Below are 22,499 nucleotides of genomic sequence, written 5' to 3'. Positions count from 1 at the left end.
CCGGGTCAGCGGAAGCGGCGGGTCTCGTCGCGGCGGTGGGCCCACAGGGCCGCGGCGGCGAGGGCGAGGGTCCAGGCGGCCAGGCTGATCAGGGGGACGGCCGCGGGGCGGGTGCCCAGGAGGGCGCTCCACACCAGTTCGGCCGCGCTGCGGGTCGGCAGGTAGGGGGAGATCGTCTCGATGAACTCCGGCAGGTGGCGCGGATCGTGGAACAGGCCGCCCCCGAACGCGAGCGGGATCATCACGACGTTGGCCACGGCCGTCGCGGCCTTGGGCGGGAGCGCGTGGGCGATGGCGAGGGACAGGAGCGCGAACGGGACCGTGCCGAGCGTGAGCGCGCCGAGCGCCAGGAGCAGCCGCGCGGGGGAGGCGGTCGCGGGGGTGAAGAGCGCCGCGATCAGCCCGACCGGAATCGCCGCGAGCAGCACGACCAGGACCAGGCTGACGGCGGCCAGGCCGGCGAACCCGGGCGCGGGCCCGGCGGGCAGGGTGCGCAGGTAGGGGTACCACGGGCCGTTCCTGGTCTCGGAGATCTGGATGCCGAGGTACACCAGGCACGTGATCAGGGCGGTGAAGGTCGCCATCGACCCGGAGATGGCGGTCGCGGCGGCGGGGTCGCCGCCGACGTTCGGCACGACGAAGAAGAACATGCCCGCGGCGGGCCCGGCCGGGATCACGGCGAGCAGGGCGGGCGTGCGGAGCACTTCGAGCAGGCCGTACTTCGCGTGGGCGAGGGCGAGGGAGGTCATGAGATCCCTTCCGATTCGGCTCTGGTGATGGCGAGGAAGGCGTCCTCCAGGGAGCCCGCGTCCACGCGCAGGTCGGCCAGGGGCACGCCGGCGGCGACGAGTTCGCGGACGAGGGCGTCCACGTCGGCGGTGAGCAGGGTCGTCACGTCGCCCTCCTGCTCCAGCCCGGCCAGCCCGGACAGCGGCGGCAGCGGGAAGACCCCGCGCAGGGTGACCCTCCGGATCCGTACGGCGTCGCGGATGTCCTCGACGGTCCCGTCGCGGACGACCCGGCCCCGGTCCAGGATCAGCACGCGTTCGGCCAGCGCCTCCACCTCCTCCAGGTAGTGGCTGGTGAGCACGACCGTGCCGCCCTCGGCGTGGTACGCCCGCACCCCTTCCCACAGCGCGTGGCGGGCCTCCACGTCCAGGCCGGTGGTGGGCTCGTCGAGGAATACCAGGCGGGGCCGCCCGGCGAACGCCAGGGCCACGGCCAGCCGCCGCCGCTGCCCGCCGGACAGCCCGCCGGTCTGGCGGCGCTCCAGCCCGGTCAGGCCGAACCGCTCCAGCAGTTCGCCGCGCGGCATCGGGTCGGGGTAGTGCGCGGCGACGAAGTCCACGCACTCGCCCACCCGCAGCGCGGCGGGCAGGCCGGTCTCCTGCGGCGTCGTCCCGGTGTGCCTGCGGGCGGCGGGGTGGCGCGGGTCGCGGCCGCCCAGCCGTACCCGGCCCGAGGTGGGGCGGCGCAGGCCGGCGAAGAGGTTGATCAGCGTGCTCTTGCCCGCGCCGTTGGGCCCGAGCAGTCCGAGGAACTGTCCCTCGGGGATCTCGACGGACACCCGGTCCAGGGCCGTCACGGCCCCGAATCGGCAGGTCACGTGTTCGGCTTGTGCGAGGTGCATCCCCGTCCCCTCTCGTCGGCGTCGGGCGGGTGCTTGGAAAAAGTGATATCACAATGCTAGGCTCGCGCTAACAGGTTCGACAAGAAGGAGAAAACGATGAGCGTGACGGACGCCCCCGACGTCCCGGTCGAGATGCCGCGCCCCCGCATCCGGGAGCGGGCCGCCTTCGGCACCTCCGGGCTGCCGGTGTTCGGGCTCGTCGCCGTGGCCGCCGTCGTGGCGATCGCGCTCCTGGTCTGGGGCGTGGCCGTGCTCGCGGGCGGGTCCGCCCCGATGGGCCTGTGGCTGATGGTGGTCGGCGTGCTGCTGCTGGCCGCGGCGGTCCTGGTCGGGGCCGGGCTCACCCAGGTCGCGCCGGGTGAGGCGCGGGTGCTGCAGTTCCTCGGCCGCTACACCGGCACGATCCGCACCGAGGGCCTGCGGTGGGTCAACCCGTTCACCGTGCGCCGCAAGGTCTCCACCCGGATCCGCAACCACGAGACCGCGGTCATGAAGGTCAACGACGCCGACGGCAGCCCGATCGAGATCGCCGCCGTGGTCGTGTGGCGGGTCGAGGACACCGCCCAGGCGGTCTTCGAGGTGGACGACTTCCTGGAGTTCGTCGGCATCCAGACCGAGACGGCGGTCCGCCACATCGCGACCAGCTACCCCTACGACTCCCACGACGACGAGCAGAAGCTGTCGCTGCGCGACAACGCCGAGGAGATCACCGAGCGCCTCTCCGCCGAGATCGGCGCGCGCGTCGAGTCCGCCGGGGTGAAGATCATCGAGTCGCGGCTGACCCACCTGGCGTACTCTCCGGAGATCGCCGGCGCGATGCTCCAGCGGCAGCAGGCGAGCGCCGTCGTGGCGGCCAGGAAGCGTATCGTGGAGGGCGCGGTCGGCATGGTCGAGCTGGCTCTCGACCACCTGGCCGAACAGGACATCGTCGAGCTGGACGAGGAGCGGAAGGCGGCCATGGTGAGCAACCTCCTCGTCGTGTTGTGCTCGGACCGCGCGACCCAGCCCGTCGTCAACACCGGATCGCTGTACCACTGATCGTGGCTGAACGTAAGAGCGTCCTCCTCCGCCTGGATCCCGCGATCCACGACGCCCTCGCGCGCTGGGCGGGGGACGAGCTCCGCAGCACCAACGCCCAGATCGAGTTCCTCCTCCGCCGCGCCCTGTCCGAGGCCAACCGCCTCCCGGACAACGCCGGCGGCATCCCCCGCCGGGGCCGGCCCCGCAAGTCCGCCAAGCGAGACCGGACCGCGGACCCGGCCCCGGACCTGGACGAGGAACCCGAGGCCGAGGCCGGCTGACCCCACCGCCCCGCCGTACGGCCTGAGCCCCCCGCTCGGGCCGTACGGCATCCGCATGCCCGCGCCCGGGAGGGGGCACTCTCCGCGTGCCGATGATCTCGCGATCGCGCCCCATGCCCGGGACCCCGGCGGACGCGACGGCGGCGCGCGATCGCGGGATCACGGGAGGTCTCCCTCGGGCTGGTTCTTTGTGGGGTGAATCAGGCGAGAGGTTGGCAATCCGGAATGGGGAAAATCTCGGGCGGGGTTCGGCCGGGGGCGGGGCACGCGGGGGGCGGGGGAGAGGGGGGAGGGTTTGCGGCGGGTTGGGGGAAGGGCTGGTCAAGGGCCTGATGAGGTCACGGGATGGGCAGGTGGGGGGCAGCGGGCGGGCCTAGGCTGACGCTGTGGAACGGCGGGGGAGCCGGGGGTTTCCGGGCGGATTGGGGCGGCTGGTCCTGCTATCGGGCGGGACCGGGCTGCTGCTGGCCGCGCTGGTCGCGCCCTGGCTCGTCACGGGCGGCGTGGTGGCGCGGGACGGGGCCCGCGCGATGATCGATCCCGGGGTCAGCCTGAGCGCCCGGCGGGTGTCGGAGCGGATCCGGCTGCTGGACGCGCACGGGCGGCAGTTCGCGCAGTTCTACCACCAGAACCGCCAGTCGGTGCCGCTGCGGCTGGTCGCGCCGGTGATGCGGCGCGCGATGCTGGCGATCGAGGACGCGCGGTTCTACGAGCACGGCGGGCTCGACCACCGCGGGCTGCTGCGGGCCGGCATCAGCAACCTGACCTCGGGCGGGATCCGGCAGGGCGGCTCCACCCTGACCCAGCAGTACGTCAAGAACGTGCTGCTGGAGAGCGCGCGGACCGACGAGGAACGCGCCCAGGCGACCGCGCCCAGGCTCTCGCGCAAGGTCGTCGAACTGCGGTACGCCCTGGCCACGGAGCGGGAGCTCACCAAGGACCAGATCCTGGAGCGGTACCTCAACATCGCCTACTTCGGCGGGGGCGCGTTCGGGGTGCAGGCGGCGGCCCAGCGGTTCTTCGGGCGGGACGCGAGCGAGCTGGACCTGCCCCAGGCGGCGGCGATCGCGGGGGCCGTGCGCCAGCCGTTCCTCACCGACCCGACGCTGGGGGACAGGCAGCGGACGCGGCTGCGGGAGCGGCGCGACCTCGTGCTGGGCCGCATGGCCGAGCTGGGGTGGATCTCACGCGCGGAGGAGGACCGGGCGCGGAGGGCGCCGCTGGGGCTGCGGATCACGCGGCAGCCGGGCGGGTGCGCCCGCAGCGAGTTCCCGTACTTCTGCCTGTACGTCCAGCGGGAGCTGCTGACCAACCCGGCGTTCGGGCGGACCCCGGAGGACCGGCGGCAGCGGTTCCGGCAGGGCGGGCTGGTGGTGCGGACCTCGCTCGACCGGCGCACGCAGAAGGCCGCCGAGCGCGCGATCCGCGAGCGGGTGCACGCGTCCGACACGGTGGTCGCGGCCGAGGCCATGGTCAAGCCGGGCACCGGGCGCGTGCTGGCGCTGGCGGGGAGCAAGCGGTACGGCCTGAACAGCCAGAACCGCAACGACGGGCCGTACACCACCTACAACCTGCCGGCCGACGCCGCGCACGGCGGCGGGCAGGGCTTCCAGGCCGGGTCCACGTTCAAGGTGTTCACGCTGGCCACGGCGCTGGCCGAGGGGTGGCGCTTCAACCAGGGGTTCACGACGTCCGCCGGGTTCGTGCCCTCGCACGGCTTCACGAACTGCCGGGGCCGCAAGGTCAACGCCCCCGGCGTCGTGATCAAGAACGCCGGGGGCGAGGGCGACGCGGGCCCCCACAGCCTCTCCACCGGCACCTGGAAGTCGGTGAACGTCTTCTTCATGGAGCTGGAACGCCGCGTCGGCCTCTGCGACACGGTCAGGACTGCGCGCTCCCTCGGCATCCGCCGCCCGGACGGCGCGCCGCTGTCCGAGGTCCCCACCTTCACCCTCGGCTCGAACGAGATGGACCCGCTCACCGTCGCGTCCGCGTTCGCCGCCCTGGGCGCTCGCGGGAGGTACTGCGCCCCCTCCGCCATCACCGAGATCGTCGAACGCGACGGCCGCCGCACGCGCGTGCCGCCGTACTGCCGCCAGACCATGGACCCGGAGGTGGCCGACGCGGTCAGCCACGTCCTGCGCGGCGTCTTCGACAAGGGCACGATGAAGGGGCAGGACCTCGGCCGCGACGCGGCGGGCAAGACCGGCACCAACAACGGCTACACCTCGGCCTGGTTCGCGGGCTACACCCCCGACCTGGCCGCGGCCGTCGCCGTCGGGGACATCCGCGGCGCCTACCGCCATCCCCTGGTGGACGTCACCATCGGCGGCCGGCACTACGGCAACGTCCAGGGCTCCTCCCTCCCCGGCCCCATCTGGCTCGACTCCATGCGCGAGGCCCTGGCCGGCACCCCCGCCACCGGCTTCCACCCGCCGAACCAGTCCCGCTTCGGCGGCGGCCACACCCCCGGCCTCAAGGAGGAGGAAGCAGACGGAGACGAGCGCCGGGACGAGGACGAACGCTCGGACGCCGCGGGCGACGACGACCGCGACGACGACCGCGACGACGACCGCGACGACCGGGACCGGACCGAGACCGGCGACGACCCCGGCACCGGCCAGGACGGCGCCGACCCCGGCCAGGACACCCCCGCCCAGGCCCCCGGTGGCGAAGACGAGGCACCAACCGCCCCCGGCCCCGCCAACCGCACCGGAGACCGTCACGGCAGGGCCCGCCACGGCCGCCCCGCCGGCGTGAAATCCCGCGAACGGAACCGCCCCGCCAGGATCGGGGAGAAGAGGCGCGGCGACGGGGCGCGCTGAGGACCCGGCCCCTCCGGCCTGCTGGTGGTACCCGATCACTTTCACGGCGTGGATCACCGTGGTTATGATTTCGCGGATTCCGGGTGGACGGTTCTCAGCGGTGGGAGGGGTCGTGTGGCGGCCGGGTGAGCATGAGCAGGGGTGGCGAGCTGCCAGTGATCTGCGGCGGCACCTTGTGGCCGGGGGCGATCTGCAGGTGATGGCGCCGCCGGTGGGGCTCCGGCTGCCGGCGCCGGTGGACATCTTCGCCGACCTGGTCCTGATGCACTCGCGCTTCCACGCCGCGAACGTGCGGCCGGCCTCGCAGACGACGTTCATCATGGGGAACACCCCGGGGCGGATGATGGCGACCGCCGTCGGCAGCATGATCGGCAACCAGATCGCCGCGAAGCGGGCCGAGCGGATGTCCGCGCCGCAGTGGCGGCAGCCGTACGCCGCCCGGACGTTCATCACGCGGGCGGGGATCATCTGCCTGGTGGACGGGATCTGGTCGGGGTACGAGCTCGGGCGGATCGTGCAGATCTCGCCGGAGTTGCAGAGCTACTCGGTGGTGTTCACGTTCGCGAACGGCGACGCGCCGCTGCGGCTGGCCGGGCCGTGGGCGCCGTGGTCGGCCGTGGCCCTGGCGTACCTGGCGATCGGGCGCGACGACCTGGCGCGCAACCCCGGCTACGCCGCGCTGGGCCCGCTGAACCCCCAGGTCCAGCCCCCGGCCGCCCGCCCGATGCTCCAGGAGTAGGCCCGGGACGGGCCGCAGGAGCAGGCGCGGGACGGACCTCAGGAGTGGGCCCGGGACGGGCTCCAGGAGCAGGCGCGGGGCGGACTCCAGGAGTGGGCCCGGGACGGGCTCCAGGAGCAGGCGCGGGACGGCGGCCGCCGGGGAGCGGCCGCCGCGGCGGGCCGTGGATCAGGAACCGGCGTGGACCGGCGCCTGGTCCTTCTGGATGCGCAGCCCCAGGGACGTGAACTGCTCGAACGGGCGGTGGTAGCCGCGCTCGATGTGGCGCACCCCGCGCAGGGTGGTCGAGCCCTCGGCCACCGCCGCCGCGAGGACGGCGGAGAACCCGGCGCGCACGTCGGGGAGGGTGACGTCGGCGCCGCGCAGCTTGCTCACGCCGCGCACGATCGCCGAGTGCAGCGAGTTGGAGTCGTGGAAGCGGCAGGCCGGGCCGCCCAGGCAGACCGAGAAGACCTCGATCTCGCAGCCCATCGACTGGAGCGCCGGGACGTAGACCAGGCGGTTGTCGAAGACGGTCTCGTGCAGCACCGACATGCCCTCGGCCTGCGTGAACAGCACCATCAGCGGGGTCTGCCAGTCGGTCATGAACCCCGGGTGGGTGCCGGTCTGCACCGGGGCGCCGCGCAGCCGCTCGGGCGCGGAGGCGCTGATCCAGTCGTCGGTGATGTGGAACTGCGCGCCCATGCGGGCCAGGGTCGTGATGGCGGTGACCAGGCGGTCCTGGTGGCAGCCGTGCACCCGGACCTCGCCGCCGCTGATCAGGCCCGCCACGAGGTAGGAGAACGCCTCGAGCCGGTCGCCGGCCAGCCGCGTGGAGGCCCCGTGCAGGCGCGGCACGCCCTCGACCACGATGCGGCGGTCCGGGCTGAGCTCGATGAGCGCGCCCATGCGCTGCAGGAACAGCGCCAGCTCGATCACCTCGGGTTCCATGGCGGCGTTGCGGACCACCGTCTTGCCCTCGGCGAGCACCGCCGACAGCAGGATCGTCTCGGTCGCGCCCACGCTGGGGTAAGGCAGCTCGATGCGGGCGCCGCGCAGCCGGGACGCCTTGGCCGTGATCCCGGCCTCGCCCAGCTCCACCTCCGCGCCCATCGCCCGCAACGCCTCCACGTGGAAGTCGACGGGGCGCTGCCCGATCGGGTCCCCGCCGACCAGCGGCACGAACGCCTCACCGGTCAGGTGCAGCAGCGGGCCGAGCATCAGGATCGGGATGCGGTTCAAACCGGTGAACGCGAGCGGCACCCGCGACTCGATCGTGTCCCCCGGCGTGATCCTGATCGTGTCGCCCTTGGCCTCCACCGCGATGCCGAGGGATTCCAGCATCGCCGACGTGATGCCGACGTCGCCGACCTCCGGCGCGTTGTGGATGGTGCTCTCGCCCCTGCCCAGCATCGCCGCCACCATGTGCTTGGTGACGGCGTTCTTGGAGCCGCGGACGAAGACGTCCCCCTGAAGGCGGCCCGAGGGCTCGATGCGCCAAACCTCTTCGGTCGTCGTGCTCGGTTCAACCATGCTCCCGAGCTTACGGCCTGGGCTCGCGCGGGTCATAAGCGCACGCGGAGGGGACACACGGGTGAACGACTGTGCCACGCGGGGTGAGCTGGATAGGATCGGGCAGTTCTGGGACCTCTGGTGCTGATGGGGCGGCTTTGATACGGCAGGCGCGCGCCTTCGGCGTGACCATGATCACGCTCACGCTGCTGGGGACCGTCGCGGGCCCGCTGTGGGCCTGGGCGGCGCCGCGCCCGCCGTACGTCGTGACGAGGAGCGGGCCGGTGCTCGCCGACCCCGGGACGCAGACCCTGATCGCCGCCGACGGGTGGTTCGCGGCGATCACCGGGCTGGCCGGGCTGGTGTGCGGGCTGGTGGCCTACCGGCTGAGCGAGCGCCCCGTCGCGGTGCTGCTCGGGCTCACGGCCGGCGGGCTGCTCGCCGCCTTCGTGGCGTACTGGCTGGGCCAGTGGGTGGACCAGGCCACGGTACGGCGGGCCACCGCGCTCGGCGCGCAGATCCCCGGGCCGCTGGACCTGCGCGCCACCGGGGTGCTGCTGTCCTGGTCCCTCCTGTCGGTGATCACGTTCGGGGCGCTGGAGTCGCTGGCGGCCTACCGGGCGTCGCGCCGGCGCAAGCCGTACGGGATCGAGGACGAGACGCCCTAGGGACCTCGGACGCGCCTCGGCCGGACGTACCGGCCGCCGGCGCTGGACGCGTCCGGGCGGGCCGGGATAGAACGGCAGGGCTCGGGGGTCGACGACGATCATCGGATCCACCGGAGGAACCATGCGGACGGTCACGTCCAGGGATGGAACGCCCATCGCCTACGAGCGGCTGGGGGAGGGGCCGCCCGTCGTGCTGATCGGCGGCGGGCCCTCCACGCACGAGAGCGAGCTGCCGCTGGCCCGGGAACTCGCCGGCGGCTTCAGCGTGTACGTCTACGACCGGCGCGGCCGGGGCGAGAGCGGGTTCACCGAGCCGCACTCGGCGGACCGCGAGTTCGAGGACCTGGCGGCGGTCATCGGGGCGGCGGGCGGCAGCGCGTGCGTCTACGGCAGCTCGGGCCTGGGGAGCATGGCGCTCGAGGCCGCCGCCCGCGGCCTGCCGATCACGCGGGTGGCGGCCTGGGAGCCGCCGTACGTCGTCGGCGACGCGCGCCCGCCGGTGCCCGCCGACTGGGGCGCGCGGGTCGCCGGGATGATCGCCGAGGGGCGGCGGGGCGACGCGCTCGAATACTGGATGACCGAGGTGGTCCTCGTCCCGGCCGAGTACATCGGGCCGATGCGCGGCCAGCCGTTCTGGACGGCGATGGAGGAGCACGCGCAGGGTCTGGTCTACGACGCCGCCGTGCTGGGCGACTTCACCATGCCCAGGGAACTGCTCGCCGGGATGCGCACGCCCGCCCTGGTGGGGGTCGGCGGGTCCATCCCCTGGCTCGCCACCGGGGTGCGGGAGCTGGCGAAGGTGATCCCCGACTGCACGCTGGTGTCCCTGCCGGACGAGCCCCACGACATCCCGCCCCAGGCCATCGCGCCGGTCCTGACGAAGTTCTTCGCCTCCTGAGCCGGGCCGCCGCCCCTTCCCGCCTCCTGAGCCGGGCCGCCGCCCCCCGCCTCCCGGGTCAGCGGGCGATCGGGGCGGTGGTGGCGCCCGCGACGTCGATGAGGTTGCGCGGGGCGGTCTCGATCTGCAGGCCGCGGCGGCCGGCCGAGAAGAAGATCGTCTCGAAGTTCAGCGCGGACTCGTCCACGACGGTCGGGAGGGCCTTGCGCTGGCCGAGCGGGCTGATGCCGCCGACGACGTATCCCGTCACGCGCTCCACCTTCGCCGCGTCGGCCATCATGGCCTTCTTGCCGCCCCGGTGCGCGGCCAGCGCCTTCAGGTCGAGCTTGGCCGACACCGGCACGACCGCCACCACCAGCTCGCCCTCGACCTCGGTGACCAGCGTCTTGAAGATCCGGTCGTACGGCAGGCCGAGGGCGTCCGCGGCCTCCTCGCCGTACGCCTGGGCCGACGCGTCGTGCTCGTACGGGTGCAGCGTGAACTCGGCTCCGGCGTCGGTCAGGGCCACGGTCGCCGGGGTGCCCCCGGCGGTCTTGCGCTTGCTCAACTCGGTCGGCTCCCTTGGTCGAGAGGTTTCGTTCGCGGACTTCTTGATCATGTGCGGGCTCCGGGGCGCCGGGCCCGCGGCGGCATCGGCGGCAGCGCCGGCGTCTCAGTTCGGGTTGACGCCTTTGTCGAGGAAGTCGGCGACGGGCACCGACGGCAGCGACGTGAGCAGCCGGGTCTCCGCGCCGAGCAGCTCCAGCTCGGCGGCCAGCCGCTCGGCCGCTGTCCCGGCGGCCAGCAGCCGCTGCTTCACGGCCCGCCCGACCAGCAGCCCCGCCCCCACCAGGTAGGACAGCGCGATCGGGTCGGCGGGCAGGTCCTCGTCGGACAGCTGCACCGGCGGCGTCACGGCCGGTTCGCCGCGCACCCGCGCCAGGCCGGAGAAGTACCGCCGGAAGGCCGGGGTCACCCGCCGGGCCAGCTCGTCGGCCCCCGGCCCCGCCTCCTCGGGCAGGAAGTGCGCCCCGGCCTCGAGGTAGGGCCCCGAGGCGTCCACCTCGCCGACGCGGAAGCGCTCGCCGCCCACCGCGAACACCCGGAACCGCCCGTCGGGCAGCTCCTCCACCTCGCGGACCTCGGCCACGCACCCCACGCTCGCCAGCTCCCGCGCCGCGCCCGCCCCCACCTCGTGCCCCAGCACGATCGACACCACGCCGAACCGCCGGGGCCCGGGGGAACCGAGCAACCGCCGCACGAGCAGGCGGTACCGCTCCTCGAAGACGTGCAGCGGCAGCGGCACGCCGGGAAACAGCACGGTCCCCAACGGGAAGATCGCCAGCCGCTCGCTCACAGACCAAGCTTAGAACCCCCGCCGGCGCCGCCCCGGACACGCGTCCGGTCCGGATGGCGGACGGGTTCGGCGGGGACGTGGACGGGTCCGTAGACTGACTTGGGTGATTTCCCGTATCGATCTGCGCGGCTCCCTGCCCGGGGACCTGCGCGACGTGCTGCCCCGAGCCGACTTCGACGTCGAGGCCGCCCTGGAGAAGGTGCGGCCCATCTGCGAGGACGTGCATCATCGCGGGGCCGCGGCCGTACGGGAGCTGACCGCCCGCTTCGACGGGGTGGACCTGGAGACGGCACGGGTGCCCGCGGCGGCGCTGGCCGCGGCGCTCGGCGGGCTGGACCCGGCCGTGCGCGCGGCGCTGGAGGAGTCGATCCGGCGCGCCCGGCTCGTGCACGCCGACCAGCGCCGCACCGACGTGACCACGCGGGTCGTGCCGGGCGGGACCGTCACCGAGCGGTGGATCCCGGTCGAGCGCGTCGGGCTGTACGCCCCGGGCGGGCTCGCCGTCTACCCCTCCAGCGTGGTCATGAACGTGGTGCCCGCGCAGATCGCCGGGGTCGGCTCGATCGCGCTGGCCTCCCCGCCGCAGCGGGACACCGGCGCCCCGCACCCGGCCATCCTGGCCGCGTGCGCGCTGCTCGGCGTGGACGAGGTCTACGCCGTGGGCGGGGCGCAGGCCCTGGCCATGTTCGCCTACGGCACCGAGGACTGCGCGCCCGTCACCATGGTCACCGGGCCGGGCAACATCTACGTCGCCGCCGCCAAGCGCCACCTGCGCGGGCGGGTCGGCATCGACTCCGAGGCCGGTCCCACCGAGATCGCCGTGCTCGCCGACGCCACCGCCGACCCGGTGCACGTCGCCGCCGACCTGATCAGCCAGGCCGAGCACGACACCCTCGCCGGGTCCGTGCTGGTCACCGACTCCCTCGCGCTGGCCGACGCGGTCGAGGAGCAACTCCGCGAGCAGGTCGCCCGCACCAAGCACGCCGAGCGGGTCGCCGCCGCCCTCGGGGGCCGCCAGTCCGCGATCGTGCTGGTCTCCTCGATCGACGACGGTCTCAAGGTCGTCAACGCCTACGCCGCCGAGCACCTGGAGATCCAGACCGCCGACGCCGCCGCCGTCGCCGCGCGCGTGGTCAACGCCGGCGCGGTCTTCGTCGGGCCGCACTCGCCGGTCTCCCTCGGCGACTACCTGGCCGGGTCCAACCACGTGCTGCCCACCGGCGGCTGCGCGTGCCACTCCAGCGGCCTCAGCGTGCAGTCGTTCCTGCGCGGGGTCCACGTCGTGGAGTACTCCCGCGAGGCCCTGGCCGAGGCCGCCGCGCACGTCTGCGTGCTCGCCGACGCCGAGGACCTGCCCGCCCACGGCGCCGCCGTACGCGCTCGCTTCGACTGGGAGATCCCTTCGTGACCGGTCTGTCCGACCTTCCGATCCGCGACGACCTGCGCGGTCGCTCGCCGTACGGCGCGCCGCAGCTCGACGTGCCCGTGCAGCTCAACACCAACGAGAACCCATACCCCCCGACCCCGGAGCTGGTCGAGGACCTGGCCCAGGCCGTACGGCGGGCCGGGGCGGGCCTGAACCGCTACCCGGACCGGGACGCGGTGGAGCTGCGCAAGGACCTGGCCGACTACCTCGGGCACGGGCTGACCGCGGAGAACCTGTGGGCGGCCAACGGGTCCAACGAGATCATCCAGCAGATCCTGCAGGCGTTCGGCGGGCCCGGGCGGAGCGCGCTCGGGTTCGAGCCGTCCTATTCCATGCACTCGATCATCGCCGGGTCCACGTCCACCCGCTGGATCGCGGCCGAGCGGGAGGCGGACTTCGGGCTCGACCCGGCCCGCGCGATCGCCGTGATCGAGGCGCACGAGCCGGACCTGGTGTTCCTGACCTCGCCGAACAACCCGACGGGCACGGCGCTGCCGCTCGACGTCATCGCCGAGGTGCTGGCGGTCGCCCCCGGCATGGTGGTCGTGGACGAGGCGTACGCCGAGTTCGCCCGCGCCGGCACGGCCTCGGCGCTGTCGCTGCTGCCGGGGCATGATCGGCTGATCGTCACCCGCACGATGTCCAAGGCGTTCGCGATGGCCGGGACCCGCGTGGGGTACCTCGCCGCGCACCCGGCCGTGATCGACGCGCTGCTGCTCGTGCGCCTGCCGTACCACCTGTCGGCGCTGACCCAGGCGGCGGCGCGGGTGGCGCTGGCCCACCGCGAGACCCTGCTGGGCACGGTGGACGCGCTGCGCGCCGAGCGGGACGCCACCGTGGAGTGGCTGCGCGGGCGGGGGCTCCGGGTCGCCGACTCGGACGCGAACTTCGTGCTGTTCGGCGAGTTCGGGGACCGCCACGACGTGTGGCGGCGCCTGCTCGACCGCGGCGTGCTGATCCGCGAGGTCGGCCCGGAGGGCTGGCTGCGCGTGACGATCGGCACGCCGGAGGAGATGGCCGCGTTCCGCGCGGCCCTGACGGAGGTAATCCAGTGAGAACGGGACGCGTCGAGCGGACGACGAAGGAGACGAGCGTGCTCGTCGAGGTGAACCTCGACGGCACCGGGCGGGTCGAGGTCGCCACCGGCGTCGGCTTCTACGACCACATGCTCAACCAGCTCGGCAAGCACGGCCTGTTCGACCTCACCGTGAAGACCCAGGGCGACCTGCACATCGACGCCCACCACACGATCGAGGACACCGCGCTCGCGCTGGGCGCCGCGTTCCGCGAGGCGCTGGGCGACAAGTCGGGCATCCGGCGGTTCGGGTCCGCGTCGTGCCCCCTGGACGAGTCGCTCGCCCAGGTCACGGTGGACCTGTCGGGCCGGCCGTACCTCGTGCACACCGAGCCCGAGGGCATGGCCCCGATGATCGGGCCGGAGTACGACACCACGATGACCCGGCACATCCTGGAGTCCTTCGTCGCCCAGGCGGCGATCTGCCTGCACGTGCACGTGCCGTACGGCCGCAACGCCCACCACATCGTGGAGGCCCAGTTCAAGGCCCTGGCGCGGGCGCTGCGCGAGGCGTCGGAGCCGGACCCGCGCGCGAGCGGGGTGCCGAGCACCAAGGGCGTGCTGTGACCGAGAACTGGGTCGCCATCGCCCTGATCTTCCTGGGGCTGTTCCTGATCGGCGGCGTGGTCTCGTTCATCCGGATGGGGATCAGGTTGTTCGCCGTGGTGCTCGGCCTCGGCGCGGTACTGGCGATCGTGGCGGGGGTGCTCCGATGGTGAAACCTGACGTGGTGGTGCTCGACTACGGGTCGGGCAACCTGCGCTCGGCCGAGCGCGCGCTGGAGCGGGCGGGCGCGGCGGTGACCGTCACGTCCGACATGTCGGCGGCGCTGGAGGCGGACGGCCTGGTCGTGCCGGGCGTCGGCGCGTTCGCCGCCTGCATGGACGGCCTCAAGGGCGTCCACGGCGACCGGATCATCGCCCGCCGCCTGTCGGGGGGCCGCCCGGTGCTGGGCATCTGCGTGGGCATGCAGATCCTGTTCGGCAAGGGCGTGGAGCACGGCCGGGTCACCGACGGCTGCGGCGAGTGGCCGGGGACGGTGGACCGCCTGGAGGCCCCGGTCCTGCCGCACATGGGCTGGAACACCGTGCGCGCGGCGGAGGACTCGGTCCTGTTCGCGGGCCTGGACCCGGAGACGCGGTTCTACTTCGTGCACTCCTACGGCGTACGCCACTGGGAGCTCGAACCCGGCCCCGGCTTCGCCAGGCCCAAGGTCACCTGGTCCCACCACGGCGTGGACTTCGTCGCGGCGGTGGAGAACGGCCCGCTCATGGCCACCCAGTTCCACCCGGAGAAGTCGGGCGACGCCGGCCAGGCCCTCCTCCGCAACTGGCTCGGGACCCTCTGACCTCCTTGCCGATACCCTCGTCGTGATCTTGCGATTCCCGCCCCACGCCTTCGGGCGCCGGGTGGTGCCCCCGGCGGGGCGGAATCGCAAGATCACGACATGTTTTCGGGGCGCCGTCAGCGGACGGGGTGGCCCGCTTCGCGGAGGGTGTCCTTGACCTCGGAGATCTTGAGCTGGCCGAAGTGGAAGACGCTGGCCGCGAGGACGGCGTCGGCGCCGGCCTCGACCGCCGGGGGGAAGTCCTCCAGCCTGCCCGCGCCGCCGCTGGCGATGACCGGCAGCGTCACCGCGGCGCGGACGGCGCGGATCATCTCCAGGTCGTAGCCGGCCCTGGTGCCGTCGCCGTCCATCGAGTTGAGGAGGATCTCGCCGACGCCGAGCTCCTGGGCGCGGGCGGCCCACTCCACCGCGTCGATGCCGGTGCCCCGCCTCCCGCCGTGGGTGGTGACCTCGAAGCCCGACGCGGTGCCCTCGGCGCGGCGGGCGTCCACCGAGAGCACGACGCACTGGGCGCCGAAGCGCTCCGACGCCTCCGACAGCAGCTCGGGACGGGCGATCGCCGCGGTGTTCAGGGAGACCTTGTCGGCCCCGGTGCGCAGGAGCCGGTCCACGTCCTCGACCGAGCGCACGCCGCCGCCGACCGTCAGCGGGATGAAGACCTGCTCGGCGGTGCGCCGTACGACGTCGAACATCGTCTCGCGCTCGCCCGAGGAGGCGGTGATGTCGAGGAAGGTCAGCTCGTCGGCGCCCTCCTCGTCGTAGCGGCGGGCCAGCTCGACGGGGTCGCCCGCGTCGCGCAGGCCCCGGAAGTTGACGCCCTTGACCACGCGGCCGGCGTCGACGTCCAGGCAGGGGATCACGCGTACGGCGACGCTCAACGGACCGCCTCCAGCGCCTCTTCGAGGGTGAACGCGCCGGCGTACAGCGCCTTGCCGACGATCGCGCCCTCGACGCCGATCGGGGTGAGGGACGAAAGGGCGCGCAGGTCGTCCAGGCTGGACACGCCACCGCTGGCCACCACCGGCTTGTCGGTGCGGGCGCAGACCTCGCGCAGCAGGTCCAGGTTGGGGCCGCGCAGCGTGCCGTCCTTGGTCACGTCGGTCACGACGTAGCGGGGGCAGCCCTCGGAGTCGAGCCGGGCCAGGACCTCCCACAGGTCGCCGCCGTCGCGGGTCCAGCCGCGGGCGGCGAGCGTGGTGCCGCGCACGTCCAGGCCGACCGCGATCCTGTCGCCGTGCTCAGCGATGATCTTGGCGACCCACGCGGGGTCCTCCAGCGCCGCGGTGCCGATGTTCACCCGGCGGCAGCCGGTGGCCAGGGCGTTCGCCAGCGACTCGTCGTCGCGGATGCCGCCCGACATCTCCACCTTCACGTCCAGCCTGCCGACGACGTCGGCCAGCAGTTCGCGGTTCGAGCCCCGGCCGAACGCCGCGTCCAGGTCCACCAGATGGATCCACTCGGCCCCCGCCTCCTGCCAGGCGAGCGCGGCGGCGAGCGGGTCGCCGTACGACGTCTCGGTGCCGGCGGCGCCCTGGACCAGACGGACGGCCTGCCCGTCGGCGACGTCCACGGCGGGCAGGAGCTCAAGCGACATTTCTTACGACCTCCGGTCGAAGGCGAGGGTGACGAACACCGGGAGCAACAGCAGCGAGAACAGGAACAGGGCGATGCGGGCGGCCCAGCCGTCGAGCAGGAACCAGCCCGCCACCTGCACGAACAGGAAGAGCACCACGGCCACGGCGTTCTGGCTCCTGCGCCGCCGCGCCAGCAGCCCGCGCTGCCTGGCCACGCGCACGCGCCGCGGCAGCGCGCCGCGCACGCGGGCGCGCAGCTCCCGGCGCCGCCGGACGCGCTCCTCCCTGCGGGCGCGCTCGGCCATCGCGCGGGCCCGCTCGGCCTCGCGCTCGGCCCTCCGCCGCGCCCTCTCCTTGCTCACGCCCAGATGCTACCGGTGACCTGCGCGACCGCACCGTCCCGTGTCACTCCCCGAGACACCCGCCCCCCGTCACACCGGCCCTCAGCCTCCGGCCGCCGACGCCGCTCCTCGTCGTGATCATGGGGTTTCGAACATCTTGTGCGCGAATCGGGTGATCACCGCGAGGGATGGGTGTGCGGGGGAGCGGGGTGCGGGGTGGGGTGCGCTGGATGGGGGGTAACGGGGAGGGGGCGCTGGGTGGGGGTGCGCGGGGTGGGGGTTGACTTTACATTTGGGCGGTGATTACTCCTCCTGGGCGCAGAATCCTTGAGCTCGATGTTCTGCGAGGGTTCGCGGTGTTCGGGATTCTCGTGGTCAATCTGCAGATCATGGCCACGTCGGAGTGGGGCGAGGGAGCGGGCGGGTCGCCGGGGTCGGTGGACGACGCGGCGCGGGCGGTCGTGGACGTGCTGTTCACCGGGAAGTTCTACGTGCTGTTCTCGTTCCTGTTCGGGTACTCCTTCGCGCTCCAGATGGAGGCGGCCGCGCGGGACGGGGCTTCGGTGGTCGCGCGGACGCTGCGGCGGTGCGCGGCCCTGTTCGCGGTCGGGCTGGCGCACGCGCTGCTGATCTGGGACGGGGACATCCTGACGGCGTACGCCGTGGTGGGCCTGATCCTGCTGGTGGCCCGGCGGATGCGGCCGCGGACGGCGGCGATCACCGGCGGCGTCCTGTTCGCCCTGCCGGTGGCGTGGCTGGCCGGCGGGTCCGCGCTCCTCGCGTGCCTGGGGGCCGGGGGCGCGGAGGGCGGCGAGGTGCCCGACCGGCCGGCTGAGGACCAGATCATCACGCCCGAGTTCGTCGCGCCCCGGGACGGGGAGCCCTCCGAGATCGGCGAGGCCGCGGGGCCGCCCTGGTCGCCCGAGACGGCGGAGCCGTTCGACGCCTTCCGGGGGCACTTCTCCGACGTGTTCCTGGCGAACGCGGACCCGGCCTGGCTGCCGACGGGGATCCTGTCGAACGTGATCATGGTGCTCATGGTCGCCTTCCTCGGCCTGGCGGCGGGGCGGGCGCGCCTGCTGGAGGACACGCCGGACCGGTGGCTCGGGCGCGCTCAGGTGATCGGGTTCACCGCGGGGGCCGCCGCGGCGGTGGTCATCGTGGCGGGGGGCCAGAGCGATCTGTCCGTGCTGGTGGTGAACGTGCTGGCCGGGCCGGCGCTGGCCGCCGCCCACTGCGCGACGCTGCTGCGCGTGGTCCGGCGGCGTCCCCGGGCCGGGCTGGTGTTCGCCCCGGCCGGGCGGCTGGCGGCCTCCAACTACGTCGCGCAGTCCGTCGTCGGGGCGCTGGTGTTCACCGGGTACGGCCTGGCGCTGTACGACCAGCTCAGGCCGGTGGTGGTGCTCGCCCTCGCGGTGATCGTCTACGCGGCGCAGCTCGCGGTGAGCGCGTGGTGGACGCGGCGGCACCGGCACGGCCCGGTGGAGTGGGTCCTGCGGTCGGCGACGTACGGCCGGCCCTGGCGGCGCGAGCCCCGCCCCGGCGTCCTGCCCGGCTAGTACGGCGGGCGGCCCGCGCGACATGGCGGCGATTGGGCCGTGCGGGGGCGGGACTCAGGTCGTACGGGAGGCCGGGGCGGTCAGAGGTCCGGGTCCTCGGTGAAGGAGTGGATCACGCGGGGGAGGTCCAGGACGACCTGGTTCTGGGTCCAGCAGTCGCCCTGCTCGGCGGCCACGTCGGCCTCGCACACGGAGCAGATCAGGTTCGGGCCGTCCGTGCCGGAGGGGCCGCGGCAGCACGCCACGCCGAGGCGGTCGGGGTCGGGGTGCCGGCGGGTGCCGGTGATGTCGCCGGGGTGGATCACCACGCCCCGGGGCTCGTAGAGCCCTTCGTCCGGGTGGAGGTTCAGGGCCCAGGCGCCCCGGGGCACGCGCGGCGGGCGGATCCGGCCCGCCTCGTTCTCACCGGGGACCAGGGGCGGCAGCCGTACCTCCACCAGGTGCGGGGTGAGCGGTTGCCGGCAGCCTCGGCAGGCGAAATAGGCCATATAGGGACATTCTCCCTCATCTTTGCCCGGTCCGCACCGGCAGGGCGAGGCCGCGCCGGTCCCGCTCCCGCGCGGCCCCCGGCGACGAGGACCACGCCCGCCTCGCGGCCGAAGGCGCGGCCCTCACCCTCGACGAGGCCCGCGCCCTGCCCCACCCCGCATCCGCCCGACCCGGGCCCTCCGCGCTCCCGGGCCGTCCCGGCACCACCTGAGCACGCGCCGCCCGGGCGATCCCCGAGCGCGAGCCGTACGGCGTCGCGCGGCTGCGGAGGGCCCGGCGGGGCGTGAGCCGTGCCGCACGCGAGCCGCGCGGTGTCAGGCGGGCGTGAGCCGTACGCGGGTCACTTCTTGGGGACGAGGCAGAGCACGTAGCCCGCGCGGCCGCGCTTGCCCTGCCAGTAGCGCTGGGTGGCGCCGGGGGCGGCGGCGCAGATCCGCTCGTCGGTGGAGAACTCGGTCTCGGTCTTGCCCTCGATCTTGGCCCCGACCGTGAAGACGGCCTTGGGGTCGCTGCACTCGACGACCTTGACCTCGTCCCTGCCCTCGCGCGACATGCAGTCGCCGACCTTGGCGGTCGAGGCGTCGCCGGTCAGGTTCTTGATCACGAACCCGCCGACGCCCACGACGATCAGGCCGACCAGGGCCGCGACGATCCGCAGCGCGACCGTCTTGCCGGCGGACTTCACCGCGCGCGCCCCGCCGCGCCCGCGGCCCGAGTCGGCCGGGGGCTGCCACGGCTGCTGCTGCCCCCCGTACGGCCCGCCCGGTCCACCCGGTCCACCCGGCCCGCCGTAGGGCCCGCCGCCCGGCGCGCCGCCGTACGGCGCCCCGCCCTGGCCGTACGGGTCCTGGGGCGGCCGGGCGTACGGGTCCTGCGGGCGGCCGTAAGGATCGGAGCCCTGCTGCGGCGGCGCGTAGGGATCGCCGCCCTGCGGGGGACGCGCGTACGGGTCCCCGCCCTGGGGACCGCCCTGCGGAGGCTGACCGCCCTGGGGAGGCTGGCCCCCCTGCGGCGGGGGCGCGTACGGGTCCTGGGGACGGCCGTACGGATCACGGCCCTGCTGCGGCCCGTAGGGGTCGCCGCCTGGTTGCGGGCCGTACGGCGAACCGCCCTGCTGCGGCTGCGGCTGGTACGGCTGCTGCGGCGGGGGCTGCTGGGGGTACTGCTGGCCGCCGGGGTGAGGCTGGCCGCCCTGGTTCGGGTACGGAGCCTGCGGCGGGTACGGCTGGCCGGGTGGAGGGTACCCCTGCCCGCCCTGGCCACCCTGCGGCGGGTAGGGCTGCTGCGGCTGGTGCCCCTGCCCCGGAGAGGGCTGGCCAGGTTGCGGCGGGAACTGCGGGGGGTTGGTCATGAGCGTCCTTGAGCCTCAAATCCAAACAAACGCACTAAAGAGCGCACGCTATCGGCCAACCCCCACATCTCGTAACCCGAGTCACTCCCTCGTGACCTTCCCCGCCCGTCCCACCCCCACCACCCGCCCCGCGGCCCCCGCGTCGTACGCCGCCGCGCGGCAGCGGAGCCGCGCGGCGCGGCACGCGGAGGGCCCTCCACCGCCGGGCCGAGGCCGTACGGCATGAGCGGACCAAGCCCCAGGCGGGGCGGCCTCGTTCAGGGCCGAACGCCCGCGAGCGCGGAGCACGTGGGCGGGGCGGCCTCGTCCAGAGCCGAACGTCCGCGAGGGCGGAGCGCGTGGGTGGGGCCGGGGGTCCTAGAACTTGGTGAAGTGGTGGAAGGTCTCGTAGGCGGTGTCGTGGGCGGCGAAGGCCTTCGCCTCGGCGCGTTTGACCGTCAGGTAGGCGCGGGAGCGGAGGGGGCCGAGGGCGGACATGAGGAGGTCGTCGGCCTCCAGGGCGTCCAGGGCCTCGTCCAGGGAGGTGGGGAGGCGGGTGGCGCCGAGCTTGGCGCGTTCGGCCTCGGTGAGGGTGGCGGGGTCCACGGTCATGGGCTCGCCGGGGTCCAGCCCGCGGCGCACCCCGTCCAGGCCGGCGTGGATCACCGCGCCGAGGGAGAGATAGGGGTTGGCGGAGGAGTCGGACGGCTTGAACTCCAGGTTCACCGAGCCCGCGCCGACCGGTGAGCAGATGCGGACGGCGGCCTCGCGGTTGTCCAGGCCGTAGCAGCGGTAGGCGCTCGCCCAGGTCTGGGGCGCGAGGCGGCGGAAGCCGTTCACGGTGCCGCTCGTGAGCGCGGTGAGCGCGGGCAGGTGTTCGAGCAGCCCGCCGATGAAGTGGTACCCGGTCGCCGACAGCCCGTGGCGGTCGCCGGGCGCGCTGAACAGGTTGTGCGGCCCCGCCCGCCCCGACTCGCCCACGTCCCACAGCGACAGGTGCAGGTGAGCGCCGTTCCCCGCCTGGCCCGGGATCGGCTTGGGCGCGAGCGAGGCCCACAGCGTCATCCGGAACGCGATCCCGCGCACGGTCTCCCGGTAGAGCACCTGGTTGTCCGCCGCCCGCAACGCCGCGGCATGCCGGATCGACAGCTCCTGCTGCCCGGGCCCCAGCTCGGGGTAGTAGTGCTCGACCCGCATCCCCTGCGCTTCCAGCGCCCGCATCAGCTTGATCACGTAGTCGTGCGCGAGGTCGAACCCGGTCGTCGAGTAGCACAGGCTGTCGTCCAGCGGCACCAGCCGGTCCGGCCCGCCGGCGGAGTCCGGCAGCCGCCGCCCCAGCGTGAACTCCGGCTCGAACGCCGCCACCAGGGCGTACCCCTCCCGGGCCAGCTCCGCGACCGCGTCCTTCAGGAACGTCCGGGGACACGCCTCCCAGGGCGAGCCGTCAGGCAGGCGCAGGTCGGCCAGCATCGCCGCCGCCCCCGGGGCGTACGGCAGCGGCACGAACGTGGACGGGTCCGGCACGATCCGCACCTCGCCGACCGGACCCAGCCCCTCCACGTCCTGGAGCGTGTCCAGCATCGACATCGCCATCATCGCCACCGTGTGCCCGATCCCGGTGCCGATCCGCTCCGCCAGCCGCGACCGCGACGACGCCTTCCCCCGGATCACCCCACCGTGATCGGCGTACAGGAACCGGATGAGCTCGATCCCCTCGACCTCGGCCCGCTCCAGCACCCGCCGCGCAACCGGATCGATCGCGAGGTCATGCTCCCCATGCCGCTCCCTCATCCGTCAGACGTAACACGAGACCCAGACGAGCGAAAGCGGGCGGGCAGAAACAACCACGTCCCCATCGCGAAAACCTCTCGCTTTTTCCGCTCCTGAGCTTTTCGTACGGCCGGCGCGGCCCCCGACCTTGATCCCTCCACCAGAGGCCGCCTCGGCCAGGCCCGTAGAACCTCGCCGTCCACCCTCGCGGGGGCGCTTCGCCGACGTCGGAGTGGGGGTGTAGCGGCTGTGACGCGGTGCGTAGGCGGGGTGTGGTTGACGTGGGGGTTTGGGGTGGGCGTGGGGAACATATGGGGTGGGTGGGGTGTTGTAGATAGGTACATCGCCCCGCATGTGGGCGATATCGACCGGGGTCTTTGCCCCGGTCTCCGGCGCCGGCCATGACGAGCTGAGAGCGCCGAACCCGGCCCCTCGAATCCCCCCCTTTTTTCGAGGCGCGGCCCGCTTCCCCCGCTTTCCCCCCGTCTCGTAAGGACTGGTTCCGCCATGCGTAAGCGCACCATTGCCACCACCGTCCTGGGTCTGACCCTCACCGCCGGCCTCGGCACCGCCACCGCCGCGTCCGCCGCTGTGGCCCACACCCCCGCCCACGCCCCCGCGCACGCCGCCAAGGCCGCCGCCGCGGCCAAGGCTGTGAAGGGTGAGAAGGCGCTGCTGACCGGGTCCACCAAGGGCTCC

The 22,499-nt window shown here is 73.9% G+C and carries 24 protein-coding genes; 13 read left to right on the top strand and 11 right to left on the bottom strand.

All coding sequences use genetic code 11. The features are described from left to right. Positions 1-5: 5 nt before the first annotated feature. Positions 6-749 carry an ABC transporter permease gene (locus D5H75_RS19310; protein ID WP_119927899.1) on the bottom strand — a complete coding sequence of 248 codons (744 nt, stop codon included), beginning with the start codon at positions 747-749 and terminating at the stop codon, positions 6-8. After that, the gene (locus D5H75_RS19305) at positions 746-1,630 is read right to left on the bottom strand and encodes an ABC transporter ATP-binding protein (protein WP_119927898.1); all 885 of its coding nucleotides are present in this window, start codon (positions 1,628-1,630) and stop codon (positions 746-748) included. Before D5H75_RS19305 ends, D5H75_RS19310 begins: the two co-directional genes overlap by 4 nt. A gap of 96 nt (positions 1,631-1,726) precedes the next feature. Between D5H75_RS19305 and D5H75_RS19300 the strand changes: the two genes are divergently transcribed. The 4 genes from D5H75_RS19300 (at position 1,727) to D5H75_RS19285 (ending at position 6,495) form a co-directional block, all read left to right on the top strand. After that, positions 1,727-2,668, top strand: coding sequence for an SPFH domain-containing protein (locus D5H75_RS19300; protein WP_119927897.1), 942 nt, complete (start codon positions 1,727-1,729; stop codon positions 2,666-2,668). Between the two features lie 2 nt (positions 2,669-2,670). Continuing rightward, positions 2,671-2,931, top strand: a complete 261-nt coding sequence (locus tag D5H75_RS19295) for a type II toxin-antitoxin system antitoxin (protein WP_119927896.1) — start codon at positions 2,671-2,673, stop codon at positions 2,929-2,931. A 386-nt stretch (positions 2,932-3,317) separates the two neighbouring features. Then, positions 3,318-5,756 carry a transglycosylase domain-containing protein gene (locus D5H75_RS19290; protein WP_242454367.1) on the top strand — a complete coding sequence of 813 codons (2,439 nt, stop codon included), beginning with the start codon at positions 3,318-3,320 and terminating at the stop codon, positions 5,754-5,756. Positions 5,757-5,967: 211 nt separating this feature from the next. Continuing rightward, on the top strand, positions 5,968-6,495 hold the full coding sequence (locus D5H75_RS19285; protein ID WP_147425218.1) for a hypothetical protein: 528 nt from the start codon (positions 5,968-5,970) through the stop codon (positions 6,493-6,495). A 168-nt stretch (positions 6,496-6,663) separates the two neighbouring features. On the opposite strand, the gene murA is transcribed toward D5H75_RS19285, so the two are convergent. Next, the gene (gene murA / locus D5H75_RS19280) at positions 6,664-8,007 is read right to left on the bottom strand and encodes a UDP-N-acetylglucosamine 1-carboxyvinyltransferase (protein ID WP_119927894.1); all 1,344 of its coding nucleotides are present in this window, start codon (positions 8,005-8,007) and stop codon (positions 6,664-6,666) included. A gap of 137 nt (positions 8,008-8,144) precedes the next feature. On the opposite strand from murA, the gene D5H75_RS19275 reads away from it, so the two are divergent. Both D5H75_RS19275 and D5H75_RS19270 read left to right on the top strand, forming a co-directional pair. Then, positions 8,145-8,654, top strand: coding sequence for a hypothetical protein (locus tag D5H75_RS19275; protein ID WP_242454366.1), 510 nt, complete (start codon positions 8,145-8,147; stop codon positions 8,652-8,654). Between the two features lie 121 nt (positions 8,655-8,775). Further along, complete coding sequence (locus D5H75_RS19270) at positions 8,776-9,552, top strand: alpha/beta fold hydrolase (RefSeq protein WP_119927893.1); 777 nt, start codon at positions 8,776-8,778, stop codon at positions 9,550-9,552. Between the two features lie 58 nt (positions 9,553-9,610). Here the strand turns inward: D5H75_RS19270 and ybaK are convergent, their stop codons facing one another. Beyond that, a complete protein-coding gene (gene ybaK, locus D5H75_RS19265) occupies positions 9,611-10,099 on the bottom strand; it encodes a Cys-tRNA(Pro) deacylase (RefSeq protein WP_242454365.1) in 489 nt (162 codons plus the stop codon). 105 nt (positions 10,100-10,204) lie between these two features. Beyond that, on the bottom strand, positions 10,205-10,888 hold the full coding sequence (locus D5H75_RS19260) for an LON peptidase substrate-binding domain-containing protein (protein ID WP_119927891.1): 684 nt from the start codon (positions 10,886-10,888) through the stop codon (positions 10,205-10,207). 103 nt (positions 10,889-10,991) lie between these two features. Here D5H75_RS19260 and hisD point away from each other — a divergent pair, with 103 nt between their 5' ends. The 5 genes from hisD to hisH are packed head-to-tail and all read left to right on the top strand — an operon-like array spanning position 10,992 to position 14,737. Further along, positions 10,992-12,296: a histidinol dehydrogenase gene (gene hisD / locus D5H75_RS19255; RefSeq protein WP_119927890.1), complete on the top strand. Its 1,305-nt coding sequence runs from the start codon at positions 10,992-10,994 to the stop codon at positions 12,294-12,296. After that, a complete protein-coding gene (locus tag D5H75_RS19250) occupies positions 12,293-13,369 on the top strand; it encodes a histidinol-phosphate transaminase (RefSeq protein ID WP_119927889.1) in 1,077 nt (358 codons plus the stop codon). Before hisD ends, D5H75_RS19250 begins: the two co-directional genes overlap by 4 nt. Beyond that, entirely contained in the window at positions 13,366-13,956 is a 591-nt protein-coding gene (gene hisB, locus D5H75_RS19245) for an imidazoleglycerol-phosphate dehydratase HisB (protein ID WP_119927888.1), read from the top strand. Before D5H75_RS19250 ends, hisB begins: the two co-directional genes overlap by 4 nt. Next, positions 13,953-14,108 carry a hypothetical protein gene (locus tag D5H75_RS41730; RefSeq protein ID WP_202638314.1) on the top strand — a complete coding sequence of 52 codons (156 nt, stop codon included), beginning with the start codon at positions 13,953-13,955 and terminating at the stop codon, positions 14,106-14,108. The genes hisB and D5H75_RS41730 overlap by 4 nt, the downstream gene beginning before the upstream one ends. Then, positions 14,105-14,737 (top strand): imidazole glycerol phosphate synthase subunit HisH, encoded by a 633-nt coding sequence (hisH, locus tag D5H75_RS19240; protein WP_202638336.1) that lies wholly within the window; start codon positions 14,105-14,107, stop codon positions 14,735-14,737. The genes D5H75_RS41730 and hisH overlap by 4 nt, the downstream gene beginning before the upstream one ends. Before the next feature lie 116 nt (positions 14,738-14,853). Here hisH and hisF read toward each other — a convergent pair whose 3' ends face one another. The 3 genes from hisF to D5H75_RS19225 are packed head-to-tail and all read right to left on the bottom strand — an operon-like array spanning position 14,854 to position 16,673. Beyond that, positions 14,854-15,615: an imidazole glycerol phosphate synthase subunit HisF gene (hisF, locus tag D5H75_RS19235; RefSeq protein WP_119927886.1), complete on the bottom strand. Its 762-nt coding sequence runs from the start codon at positions 15,613-15,615 to the stop codon at positions 14,854-14,856. Continuing rightward, positions 15,612-16,331: a bifunctional 1-(5-phosphoribosyl)-5-((5-phosphoribosylamino)methylideneamino)imidazole-4-carboxamide isomerase/phosphoribosylanthranilate isomerase PriA gene (priA, locus tag D5H75_RS19230; protein WP_119927885.1), complete on the bottom strand. Its 720-nt coding sequence runs from the start codon at positions 16,329-16,331 to the stop codon at positions 15,612-15,614. Before priA ends, hisF begins: the two co-directional genes overlap by 4 nt. A gap of 3 nt (positions 16,332-16,334) precedes the next feature. After that, on the bottom strand, positions 16,335-16,673 hold the full coding sequence (locus D5H75_RS19225) for a hypothetical protein (RefSeq protein WP_119927884.1): 339 nt from the start codon (positions 16,671-16,673) through the stop codon (positions 16,335-16,337). Between the two features lie 335 nt (positions 16,674-17,008). On the opposite strand from D5H75_RS19225, the gene D5H75_RS19220 reads away from it, so the two are divergent. Continuing rightward, on the top strand, positions 17,009-18,211 hold the full coding sequence (locus tag D5H75_RS19220; protein ID WP_119927883.1) for a DUF418 domain-containing protein: 1,203 nt from the start codon (positions 17,009-17,011) through the stop codon (positions 18,209-18,211). 80 nt (positions 18,212-18,291) lie between these two features. On the opposite strand, the gene D5H75_RS19215 is transcribed toward D5H75_RS19220, so the two are convergent. The 3 genes from D5H75_RS19215 to D5H75_RS19205 form a co-directional block, all read right to left on the bottom strand. Next, positions 18,292-18,699 (bottom strand): hypothetical protein, encoded by a 408-nt coding sequence (locus tag D5H75_RS19215; protein ID WP_119927882.1) that lies wholly within the window; start codon positions 18,697-18,699, stop codon positions 18,292-18,294. A 341-nt stretch (positions 18,700-19,040) separates the two neighbouring features. Continuing rightward, positions 19,041-20,051, bottom strand: a complete 1,011-nt coding sequence (locus D5H75_RS41725; RefSeq protein WP_202638313.1) for an LppU/SCO3897 family protein — start codon at positions 20,049-20,051, stop codon at positions 19,041-19,043. Between the two features lie 357 nt (positions 20,052-20,408). Then, positions 20,409-21,821 carry a glutamine synthetase family protein gene (locus D5H75_RS19205; RefSeq protein ID WP_119927880.1) on the bottom strand — a complete coding sequence of 471 codons (1,413 nt, stop codon included), beginning with the start codon at positions 21,819-21,821 and terminating at the stop codon, positions 20,409-20,411. A gap of 486 nt (positions 21,822-22,307) precedes the next feature. Here D5H75_RS19205 and D5H75_RS41720 point away from each other — a divergent pair. Then, the coding region (locus D5H75_RS41720; RefSeq protein ID WP_202638312.1) for a hypothetical protein at positions 22,308-22,499 on the top strand (192 nt) is incomplete at its 3' end.

Source organism: Bailinhaonella thermotolerans, assembly GCF_003594875.1.
In the GTDB taxonomy this organism is placed as follows: Bacteria; Actinomycetota; Actinomycetes; order Streptosporangiales; family Streptosporangiaceae; genus Bailinhaonella; species Bailinhaonella thermotolerans.
This window is presented reverse-complemented; position numbering and strand designations above follow the sequence as displayed.

What these genes read in the sequence shown, in the direction of transcription:
- D5H75_RS19310 (WP_119927899.1), bottom strand. Translation starts at nt 749, where the DNA reads ATGACCTCCCTCGCCCTCGCCCACGCGAAGTACGGCCTGCTCGAAGTG.
- D5H75_RS19215 (WP_119927882.1), bottom strand. Translation starts at nt 18,699, where the DNA reads ATGGCCTATTTCGCCTGCCGAGGCTGCCGGCAACCGCTCACCCCGCAC.
- D5H75_RS19205 (WP_119927880.1), bottom strand. Translation starts at nt 21,821, where the DNA reads ATGAGGGAGCGGCATGGGGAGCATGACCTCGCGATCGATCCGGTTGCG.
- priA (WP_119927885.1), bottom strand. Translation starts at nt 16,331, where the DNA reads ATGTCGCTTGAGCTCCTGCCCGCCGTGGACGTCGCCGACGGGCAGGCC.
- D5H75_RS19270 (WP_119927893.1), top strand. Translation starts at nt 8,776, where the DNA reads ATGCGGACGGTCACGTCCAGGGATGGAACGCCCATCGCCTACGAGCGG.
- D5H75_RS19305 (WP_119927898.1), bottom strand. Translation starts at nt 1,630, where the DNA reads ATGCACCTCGCACAAGCCGAACACGTGACCTGCCGATTCGGGGCCGTG.
- D5H75_RS41725 (WP_202638313.1), bottom strand. Translation starts at nt 20,051, where the DNA reads ATGACCAACCCCCCGCAGTTCCCGCCGCAACCTGGCCAGCCCTCTCCG.
- murA (WP_119927894.1), bottom strand. Translation starts at nt 8,007, where the DNA reads ATGGTTGAACCGAGCACGACGACCGAAGAGGTTTGGCGCATCGAGCCC.
- D5H75_RS19300 (WP_119927897.1), top strand. Translation starts at nt 1,727, where the DNA reads ATGAGCGTGACGGACGCCCCCGACGTCCCGGTCGAGATGCCGCGCCCC.